Origin of the sequence: Billgrantia desiderata, assembly GCF_900108215.1 — a bacterium.
In the GTDB taxonomy this organism is placed as follows: Bacteria; Pseudomonadota; Gammaproteobacteria; order Pseudomonadales; family Halomonadaceae; genus Halomonas; species Halomonas desiderata.
In genome coordinates this window covers 491616-500804 of the sequence record NZ_FNVC01000001.1, presented here as the reverse complement: position 1 = coordinate 500804, position 9189 = coordinate 491616, and the positions used below count along the sequence as shown (strand labels likewise).

Sequence of the window (9189 nt, the reverse complement as noted above, 5' to 3'; positions counted from 1 at the left end):
CCCAGAGCCATGGAGTGCCTGGCCAAGGATCGGGAGGAGCTGCTGGCGTTCTATGACTACCCGGCAGAACACTGGGTGCATATCCGCACCACCAACCCGATCGAATCGACCTTCGCCACGGTCCGCCTGCGGAGCAAGCGCAGCCGGAACTGCGGCTCCAGAGCGACGACCCTGGCGATGGTCTTCAAGCTGCTTCAGAGCGCCCAGAAGCGCTGGAAGCGGATCAAGGGGTTCAACAAGCTGGAGCTGGTCGTGAACAACGTCCAGTTCAAGGACGGCGAGCCCTTGACCGATCAGTCAGACAGGACTGCCGCCTGACTTGCCGTACACAGGATTTGACAATAACTCAGCCGGCCGAGGTGCCGCGCATCATCTGGCAGACCAACTTCACCGATCAGGCCACACTGCCGGTTTACCTGAACTATCTGTTCAACCGCCTGATGGCACCGAGCTTCGAGTACCGCTTCATGATTACCGCGGCCAGGGCCAGGTTCATCGAGGAGAACTACCCGGGCGAGATTTTCGAGGCGTTCTCGCGGCTGCAGGTAGGGGCGGCTCAGGCCGATTTCTGGCGGGTGCTGGTGCTGCAGAAGCACGGCGGGGTGTATCTGGATATCGACGCCCACGCGGTGTGGCCGCTGGCGCGGATCGTCAAGCCGGGGATGGAGGAGCTGTTCGTGACCACCAAGCGTGGCGACATCAGCAATTACTTCATTGCCAGCAAGCCCGACAATCCGCACCTGCAAAAGGTGATCGACGCCATCTACGCCAACATCGAGAGCGGTGAGGAGAAGGGTATCTTCCACCTCACCGGCCCCACGGTTTACAACGAAGTGCTGCCTCGCGACGAGGTACGCACGGCTTCGTACCGCTACACCTGCAACCAGGGCAACTTCACCAACGAGTACTTTCAGTACATCGACAAGCCCCAGGGCAAGTGGACCAAGGAGCAGTATCAGGTCGACGTGGTGCGCAAGCGGTAGTGAAACGCCTCCCGAACCGCTGGCCGTGGCGTTCGGGAGGGGCTCGCTGAGCAACACTGTGCGTATAAGGTTAATGGTGCTGCTCGAACGCGGCGGCCGTTACATGGTCTTCTTGATGAAGTCGATGACGTTGTCGCATTTTTCGATATCGGCATAGCGGCGTCCGACATCGCGAAGGTTGTCGTGATGCGGACCTTCTTCGATATCGCCCACACAGTCTTCAGGCACGATGGTTCGGAATCCGTAGGAAAAGCTGTCTATTGTGGAAGCTCGGATGCAGCCACTGGTGTTGCAGCCCGTGATGATCACGGTTTCGACACCCTCTTTGACAAAATAGGAAACGACAGGCGTTTGGAAGAAGATGGAAGGGCCATACTTGCACACCACGATATCGTATTCGGGGTCGTACACCTTCGGGTCCAGTGCTGAGCTCGGGTGGTCTTCTCGGAATGTTTCGCGAACGGCCGTGATCTTCCAGTGCGGATGGTGACGTTCGTTCTTGTAGGCCGTATTACATTGTACGATTGGGACATTATGCTCCCTGGCCACGTCGAGTAACCTTGCCGTATTGTCGACGGCACGCATGGTGAGAGGTGCGCCCCCCAGAGGATACTGGGCATCCGTGAACGCAAGTTGGAAGTCGACGACGACGATACCCACTTTGCCTCGCATGCCGATGGCAACTTCCCCATATGAGCGATTCTTGTAGTCATCCATTGTGACACTCCGTTGTTAAATTTATTAGTGTGCTAATTAAATGGTGGCACTGTTCCCGATACTCGATCGTTCAATCGTCGGGTCAGGTGCCTGGAGGCGGCAGAAAGTGAGCGACTGTGGCCTCCCAAGAAAAAAGTCAGGCGTGCTTGCTTTTTTCTTGAACCGAGTCTAGGCTCAGATTTGCAAGCCTGTCAAGGCAACGAAATGTGAGCGCTCAGACAGGCGAAAAGCTTGAAATCCTTACCCAAAAATAACAAAGGAGATCAGCAAAATGTCTTTACTAACCAGCGCTTAGATGTGATCAGCCGGTACGAGGCAGGCCTTCGTCAGGTAGTTGACGTGTCATGGTGTCGAGGTTTTCTGCCTGAGGCCGATAAAAGACAACCGATAACATCAACAATGGTGCTCCAATGATAATCAGAAGACCCCGTACTCCTGAGGCGTTGCCTGCCTCTACAAGCTCGAAATGGGTTGCCGTGCGGCTGGCTACTACGGCCATGACTTGTGCTGCGTTGACGCTTGGCGCTACTGCTCAGGCTTCGATAAATTTCATTGCCAACTCTTGGTACGATCAGCAGCATCCTCACTCACTGTTCGGTTACACGGAATGGGCCGAGACGGTGCGCGAGCTCTCCAATGGAGAGTTGGATCCCGAAGTCTATACAGGTACTGTTTTGCTTGCGCCGCGTGCCGCTTTGCAGGGCATTCGCGACAATATCGTTCAGGTGGCGCACCATGCGGCTATCTTTACCCCTTCGGAGCTTCCGGTTGCCAATGCTGTGCAGGAGTTGGGTTTCAACTTCAGCGACCCACTGGTCACTTCCTTGGCCGTCACCGATTTTAGTCTGAACAATGCCGCTCAGCTCGAGGAGTGGGAGGAAGTTGGTGTCGTCTATCTTGGTGCCTATACTACGTCACCCTACGTGCTTTTCTGTCGTGAGCCAGTGCGAAATCTGCGCGAGATGCAGGGTAAGCGAATCCGAACGGCGGGCTCGATGGTGTCTCAATGGGTAGAGCAGGCTGGTGGCATTCCTGTCAACGTACCTTCAAGTGAGATGTACTCTGGGCTTGATCGTGGCTCGCTCGACTGTGCCTCCAACTCGCCGCTCGATCTGATTACTCGCTCACTATGGGAGGTGGCGGAACATACCACCATGCTGCCGACAGGCATGTATTGGTCCGGTCCGCAGTGGGGGTACAATCCTGATTTTTGGTCTGGGCTTTCCGAAGAGCATCGTAGGGTACTCATGGAAGCCTCAGCAAAAGCGATGACACGCATGATCGTGCAATACGTCAAACTCGATGAGTCTTCACTGGCAGAGGCGAGAGAGAAGGGTAATAACATTTATGAGCCTGAAGGCGACCTGCTCGAATCTGCCGAGAACTTCAGGGAAGCTGCCATTTCCGAGATCTACGATGTTGCGCGCGAGCGACATGGTATCCAGGAGCCGGAAGCCCTGATCGATGATTTTCTGGCTACTTACGAGAAATGGGAGGCGTTGGTCGCCGAGGTAGACCGGGAGGACGAAGAGGCGTTAGCGCAGTTGGCAATGCGTGAGATCTACGACAAGTTACCTGACAATTACGCCGTGCGCTGAACCTGGGGCGGATGCTTGTATATGATCGAGCAGTGCTCCACCATCGATTGGTGGAGCACCTCGGTAAAAGGAAATTTTTATGTGTGCTGCTGTGCTGCAAGCAAGGAAATCCGAAAACACTCGTCAGACGATCCTGAAAGCTGCGATCGAGGAAATTCTGACCGAAGGGATACATCACGCAACGACCATCAATATTGCGCAGCGTGCCGGGATGTCCCGCGGCGCAATATTGCACCATTATCCCACTCGTGATGAGTTAATGCATGCGGCGCTGGAGAAAGTACTGCTTGAAGAGCTTGAGTCCTTCAAGGAGTTGACAAAGCAGGCAAAAAGCAAGGAAATCACGCTTGACGAACTGCTGGATCATATATGGGAGCACTTTTCCGGCCCTATGTTCATGGTTTCTCTGGAGTATCTGACAGCTGCAAGAACGAACAAAGAAATAAAGGGGGTCTTGATGCCTCTGGCCAGGGACTTCAATAATTCGATTGAAGATATATGGGGAACCATGGTGCCGGATCCGCATCTGCGGGAAGCTACTTTGCACTCGACACTCTGCATGATGCGAGGTATGAGCTTGCAGAGTATATGGCGTGAAGATCCCGATTTCAGCGAAAGGTTGCTTTTGTACTGGAAGGAGCAGATTCGAAAGTCGATAGAGGGTGCTGGCGACTGATCTTCATCTCGCTTTAAAATAATAATTGCGAGGCACTGCATGCATATTCTAGATAAAGCTAATAAGTGTGTTGCGAATGTGGCGCTTGTGCTGGGCTGCGCTTTTATGCTCCTGATGACCCTGCATGTTACTCTTGATGTCGCGATTCGATATTTCTTTGCGCGGGGCATACCTGGTACCCTGGAGGTCGTGTCTTTCTATTATATGGTTTGTGCTGTATTTCTTCCCTTGGCATATGTCGAGGCAAGAGGTGAGCATATAAGTGTGGATGTCTTTACCCAACGCTTGCCGAAGAATATACAACTTGCTCTTTATATTTTCGCATGTCTGCTTGGCCTGCTTTATTTTGGCATGCTGTGCTACCAAAGTTTTTTGGATGCCATGCGGGCGACCCAGCGAAAGGAGACAGCCATGGCAAATTTCAGGTTTTATTTGTGGCCAAGTAGGTGGGCGTTACCCATTGGCTTTTTGGCTATGTGTTTTGCTATTTTTTCTAATATGGTCAAGGCAATAAGACTAAAAAAAGCCTTATAGCACTGAGGTTTTATAATAACATTATACAACTGTAAGGCTTGAAAACAATGACAAATCTGGAAATTGGTATTGCAGGTATTGTGGTGGCGTTGTGCTTGATTGCGCTGCGCGTTCCCATAGGTATTGCTCTGGGGCTAGTCTCGATTTTTGGTATTGCAGAAATGACCAGCATGCGCGTGGCCTGGGGGATGATTTCGGCCACGCCTTTCGATTTTGTCGGAACCTGGGAGTTGACTGCTGCGCCCATGTTCTTGCTGATGGGATATCTGGCGACATCAACCAACCTCACTCAGGGTTTATTCAACGCCATGCGCCTATTTCTTGCGCGGCTACCGGGTGGATTGGCGGTTTCGAGCGTGATGGCTTCGGCACTGTTTGCTGCTGCCTCGGGATCGAGCGTGGCCACTTCCGCTGCCATGTCGCGCATTGCCGTGCCTGAGATGCTCAAGTATCACTATAATAAAGGGCTTGCAACGGGCACGGTGGCGGCGGCGGGTACCTTGGGTTCTTTGATACCTCCTAGCGTGTTGCTGGTCTTGTATGGAGTGTACGCTCAAGTCTCGGTTGGCCAACTGTTCATGGCAGGTTTCATACCCGGTGTTATTTCGGCGCTTTTGTATGCCGTCATGATCATGGTGCGTGTCAAGATAAAGCCTTCGTTGGCTGGAAGTGCGCAGATCACTTCCACCAAGGCGGAAAAGCTCACCGCGCTTAAAGAAGTATGGCCGCTGCCATTGCTCATTTTTTCTGTACTTGGGGGTATCTTTATCGGGCTTTTTTCTCCCACCGAAGCGGGTGCGGTAGGCACGGTGGCTGCCGCTCTGATTGCCTTGGCGCGTGGTACCTTGACGCCGGCTGCCATTAGGGAGGCGCTAGCCAATACGGCAGTAAGCACTGCGAGTATTTTCATCATCTTGATAGGCTCTCTGCTTTTTACTCGGTTCTTGGCGATGAGTGGCGTGCCAACGGCTTTCTCATCGCTGATATTAGGGATAAGCACGGAAACATGGTGGATTCTTCTGGCAGTAGCCATTATCTATCTCGTTCTGGGAATGTTCATCGATTCGATAGGTCTGCTATTGCTCACGCTTCCCCTCATCCTTCCTCTGATTCAAGGAGCAGATCTCAATCTCATCTGGTTTGGCATAATCGTAGTAAAGCTCCTTGAAATGGGTCTGGTGACGCCACCTATCGGGCTCAATGTTTATGTCATAAAAGGAACGCTCGGCAAAGCCGTCACGCTCCAGGAAGTATTCAAGGGTGTAAGCTGGTTTATCGTAATGGACGTGGTGGCCTTGCTGTTCATTATCATGATTCCGGCACTTTCCCTCTATCTTCCTGGTCGCATGCTCTGAACGCTTGACGATTTTTATACTGCTAAGGAGAACGAATAATGACAACTCTTGTTTTGAAAAATGCCAATCTCATCGATGTCCGTAAAGGCCAGGTAGTGGGCGAGCGGGACCTGCTGATCCAAGACGGACGCATTGCCGGTATTGATACACGGATTGAAGGGAATAATATCGACGCTGTCATCGATCTTGGCGGCCGTTTCATGATGCCAGGTCTTGTCGATTCGCATGTCCATGTGACTGCCATCACGCCGAATTTTGCACTGTTGGAGGTGCTGTCACCTTTTTACGTGGGGGCGAAATCGAGCGAATTGCTCCAAGGTATGTTGATGCGTGGTTTCACTACGGTTCGCGATGCCGGCGGGGCGGATCACGGTCTGGCGCAGGCTGTCGAGGAAGGGTCGATTATTGGACCTCGCGTCCTCTACGCGGGTCGTGCCCTGTCACAGACGGGGGGGCATGCCGATATGCGTGGCCCCGGACAGCAGACGTTTGAGGGCTGTTTTTGCTGCGCCGGTTTGGGGCGTGTGTGTGACGGTGTTAGCGAAGTTCGCCGTGCAGCGCGTGATGAGATCCGAAAAGGGGCCAATCAGATCAAGATCATGGCTTCCGGTGGTGTCGCTTCACCGACGGACCGTATCGATAGTACGCAGTTTTCCATCGAAGAGATCGATGCCATCGTCGAAGAGGCAACGGCTGCGAACATCCACACCATGGCACATGCCTATACGGCCCGGGCCATCAACCGGCTGCTGCCAAGGGGAGTAAGGACTATCGAGCATGGGAATTTGATGGATGAAGAGAGTTGCAGATTGTTTCTCGAGCATGGCGCGTATTTGACGCCGACACTGTCCACCTACGACGCCTTGGCCAAAGAAGGCGTAGAAGCGGGTATGGCTCCGCACCTCCAGCAAAAAGTTTTTGATGTTCTCGATGCGGGCGGTGTAGCACTGGAAATGGCGCAACGGCATCGTGTCAAGATGCTGTATGGCTCCGATCTGCTGGGGCGCATGCAGCGGCATCAGCTCAATGAATTCCATCTTCGCAAGGATGTAGTGCCGGCTGACGAGTTGATTCGTTCCGCGACGTCGAATGCGGCCGATGCTTATGGTCAAACAGGGGATTTCGGCGAGCTCATCCCAGGGGCACGGGCGGATATCATCGTGCTCGAGAAGAATCCGCTGGAAGATGTTACAGTGCTTACCACTCCCGAGGAGCAACTCAAGCTCATCGTCAAGGGCGGGCGGGTGTTCAAGAATTCGCTCTAATGTAATTTTGCCGGATCGTATGAATGCGACCTTGCGTTAGCCCTTCTGCAATGCAGCATGGTCATTACAGATCGTATTCGTCTAGCCGGCTGCTGGCCTGCTGCCTGAGGAGATGCGGAAAGGCGCGCTCTACTGCCTGTGTTGCCGAGAGTTCGCGCAGCTCGTCGCGTAGCAGCGTGGCGACGAGGCGTGCCTGGGCCTCATCGCGATGGCGCTTGAGGGGCTCTCGGTCGGGCTGCTGACTGACATACCACTTGTGAAGCACGAAAGCTCGCGGGTCCACGGTCGAGAGCCTTAACGGCATGCCTTTCTCGTCGAAGACGACGGCCTCGAAGCGTGGCGAAGCGATGGCCCACTTTAGCGAGTCGATCCCTACCGGTTTCAGGTCTCCCGCTTCCAGATAGCGCTCGAAGTCGCTCATCTTCATAGGATCAGCGGCTTGAGTGATGAAGTCGATCATGTAGCCTTTGGCGTTGGCAGCCCGAAATTCGTAGGGCGCTTGGGTGAGCGGCTGGAAAGATCGGTCGCTGGCCCGTATCACCGATAGCAGCGTCTCCCCGGCGAGAGCGGTGATGATTCTCAAGCCTTGCCGGGCATCCATGAGCACATCGATATCGGCGGTTGCCAGGTGCTCGGGTTCGATCAGCACGCCGGCGCGGGCTTCATAGGCATACAGGGCGTTGGTGCCGATTACCCTGAAAGGGATTTCCTTGCGTTGAAGCGCCCTTATCGCCCTGGCACCGGCCAGTGGGAAGCGGTTCAGCCGGTTGGCCCGTACATAGGCCGCATGCAGCTGAAGCTGCTCCTTGAGCGACTGTTCGCGGGCATGATGTTCCGCTTTGTGCTCCTCGAACACTTGCTGAATGGCTTCAGTTTCGGGGGAGCGCGGGCCGAGAGAGTGGTTCTTGCCGCCTGTGTAGGCGCGGTAAAGATACTCTCGTCCATTGATGTGCTTCCAATGCATCGAGCCCTTTACCTGGCGCGCTTGAGCACGATGCTGCTCCAGCGCCTCGAAGAGCTGGATGGCGTTTACGGCTACACGGGATGCCTCGGATTGAAGGCGTTGGTAGGACATCGAGAGCCCCCTGGATGGGCTTTAACTAATCTCATTCCAATTATGGTCAATAATTAGTTAAAGTCTACCCCCATCGTGCGGGTCACCCCTTCGGGGCGACGCTGTCGCTTTCCTTTCCTTTCCCTTCCCTTCCTTTCCTTGGCAACTAGTAACGTGAAATGGCCAGGGCCGCCTCCGCCGCCAGAGGGAAGAATTTCTCCCGAAAGGCCGCTTCCGTCCAATCGCTCATCGAACCGGCAATGTGCACGGCGCCGCAGGGGCGGCCGTTACGGCCGGCTATGGGCACCCCGATGGCGATCTCGCCGATCAGGATCTCTTCCCGAGCCAGAGCGTAGCCAAGCTCTCGCGCTTCTTGCACCTTGGCCAGGATGGCTTGGGGATCGGTGATGGTTTTTGGCGTGATGGGGGTGCGGTCCGAGCGCTCGATGATGTCCCGTACTTCTGCATCCTCGAGCCGGGAAAGGATGGCGCGCCCCCCCGAGCTGCAGAAGGTCGGTACGCTGTGGCCGACCAGCGTGGCGAAGAAGGTTTCGCGCTTGCTCTGCATGCGGGCGGCGTACACCACCCTCAAGTCGTCGAACAGGCTCAGATCGACTCGCTCCTGAGTATGGCGACGCAGCTCCAGAAGGATGGGCGTGGCGTTGCGGATCATTGGGTCGAGGCTGAGGAAGTCCAGGGTGTGGTCGAGAATGCGCATGGCCGGCAGGAAACCGCGGTCGTCCTGGTCGCGGCGTAGATAACCGAGCTCACGTAGGGTGTGTACGATGCGCTGGGCAGCGCTGCGCCCTATGCCCGCCTTGGCTGCTATCTCCGAGAGGCTCATCGGGCCATCGGCTTCATGAAAGGCCGAGAGAACGCCAGCGGCCCTGGCAATGGATTGTATGAATAACGGGTCCTGGCGGTGCGCTTCCGTGATGGCTTGCTGGTGGGCTGACGATCTGAGCGTGCGCTTCATTAATTTTGTTCCTTCTTTGCAGGATCCTGTT

10 protein-coding genes are annotated in these 9189 nt (G+C 54.8%); 7 read left to right on the top strand and 3 right to left on the bottom strand.

Going from position 1 to position 9189, the window contains the following annotated elements:
- Together C4S71_RS02355 and C4S71_RS02350 are read left to right on the top strand one after the other, a co-directional pair.
- Positions 1-318, top strand: a 318-nt coding sequence (locus tag C4S71_RS02355) for a transposase (RefSeq protein ID WP_200825212.1), incomplete at its 5' end; no start/stop codon positions are given.
- A 17-nt stretch (positions 319-335) separates the two neighbouring features.
- Positions 336-983, top strand: a complete 648-nt coding sequence (locus C4S71_RS02350) for a glycosyltransferase family 32 protein (RefSeq protein ID WP_235014143.1) — start codon at positions 336-338, stop codon at positions 981-983.
- 99 nt (positions 984-1082) lie between these two features.
- Here C4S71_RS02350 and C4S71_RS02345 read toward each other — a convergent pair whose 3' ends face one another.
- Positions 1083-1700 (bottom strand): isochorismatase family protein, encoded by a 618-nt coding sequence (locus C4S71_RS02345; RefSeq protein ID WP_103968074.1) that lies wholly within the window; start codon positions 1698-1700, stop codon positions 1083-1085.
- Between the two features lie 497 nt (positions 1701-2197).
- Here C4S71_RS02345 and C4S71_RS02340 point away from each other — a divergent pair, with 497 nt between their 5' ends.
- The 5 genes from C4S71_RS02340 (at position 2198) to C4S71_RS02320 (ending at position 7128) form a co-directional block, all read left to right on the top strand.
- Positions 2198-3298, top strand: coding sequence for a C4-dicarboxylate TRAP transporter substrate-binding protein (locus C4S71_RS02340; RefSeq protein ID WP_103968073.1), 1101 nt, complete (start codon positions 2198-2200; stop codon positions 3296-3298).
- Positions 3299-3377: 79 nt separating this feature from the next.
- Positions 3378-3974 (top strand): TetR/AcrR family transcriptional regulator, encoded by a 597-nt coding sequence (locus C4S71_RS02335; RefSeq protein ID WP_103968072.1) that lies wholly within the window; start codon positions 3378-3380, stop codon positions 3972-3974.
- 39 nt (positions 3975-4013) lie between these two features.
- A complete protein-coding gene (locus tag C4S71_RS02330; protein WP_103968071.1) occupies positions 4014-4508 on the top strand; it encodes a TRAP transporter small permease in 495 nt (164 codons plus the stop codon).
- A gap of 47 nt (positions 4509-4555) precedes the next feature.
- Positions 4556-5863: a TRAP transporter large permease gene (locus C4S71_RS02325; protein WP_103968070.1), complete on the top strand. Its 1308-nt coding sequence runs from the start codon at positions 4556-4558 to the stop codon at positions 5861-5863.
- 38 nt (positions 5864-5901) lie between these two features.
- On the top strand, positions 5902-7128 hold the full coding sequence (locus C4S71_RS02320) for a metal-dependent hydrolase family protein (RefSeq protein ID WP_103968069.1): 1227 nt from the start codon (positions 5902-5904) through the stop codon (positions 7126-7128).
- Positions 7129-7192: 64 nt separating this feature from the next.
- Here the strand turns inward: C4S71_RS02320 and C4S71_RS02315 are convergent, their stop codons facing one another.
- Positions 7193-8203 carry a GSU2403 family nucleotidyltransferase fold protein gene (locus tag C4S71_RS02315; RefSeq protein WP_103968068.1) on the bottom strand — a complete coding sequence of 337 codons (1011 nt, stop codon included), beginning with the start codon at positions 8201-8203 and terminating at the stop codon, positions 7193-7195.
- Positions 8204-8348: 145 nt separating this feature from the next.
- The gene (locus C4S71_RS02310) at positions 8349-9158 is read right to left on the bottom strand and encodes an IclR family transcriptional regulator (protein ID WP_103968067.1); all 810 of its coding nucleotides are present in this window, start codon (positions 9156-9158) and stop codon (positions 8349-8351) included.
- Between the last annotated feature and the right edge of the window lie 31 nt (positions 9159-9189).